At 51.7% G+C, this 549-nt stretch carries 1 rRNA gene; it reads left to right on the top strand.

The features are described from left to right. A 16S ribosomal RNA gene (locus tag HGT70_RS16445) occupies positions 1-523 on the top strand; the annotation flags it as partial. Positions 524-549: the final 26 nt, after the last annotated feature.

Here is a 549-nt window from a genome sequence, read left to right as displayed (position 1 = left end):
TTAGTGCCTTCGGGAACTCTGAGACAGGTGCTGCATGGCTGTCGTCAGCTCGTGTTGTGAAATGTTGGGTTAAGTCCCGCAACGAGCGCAACCCTTATCCTTTGTTGCCAGCACGTAATGGTGGGAACTCAAAGGAGACTGCCGGTGATAAACCGGAGGAAGGTGGGGATGACGTCAAGTCATCATGGCCCTTACGAGTAGGGCTACACACGTGCTACAATGGCGCATACAAAGAGAAGCGACCTCGCGAGAGCAAGCGGACCTCATAAAGTGCGTCGTAGTCCGGATTGGAGTCTGCAACTCGACTCCATGAAGTCGGAATCGCTAGTAATCGTAAATCAGAATGTTACGGTGAATACGTTCCCGGGCCTTGTACACACCGCCCGTCACACCATGGGAGTGGGTTGCAAAAGAAGTAGATAGCTTAACCTTCGGGAGGGCGTTTACCACTTTGTGATTCATGACTGGGGTGAAGTCGTAACAAGGTAACCGTAGGGGAACCTGCGGTTGGATCACCTCCTTACCTATAAGATACATGACTGCGTAGTG

It is taken from the genome of Rosenbergiella collisarenosi (assembly GCF_018494085.1).
GTDB lineage: Bacteria > Pseudomonadota > Gammaproteobacteria > Enterobacterales > Enterobacteriaceae > Rosenbergiella > Rosenbergiella collisarenosi.
The sequence above is the reverse complement of the archived record's forward strand: the minus strand, read 5'-3'. Positions and strand labels throughout refer to the sequence as shown.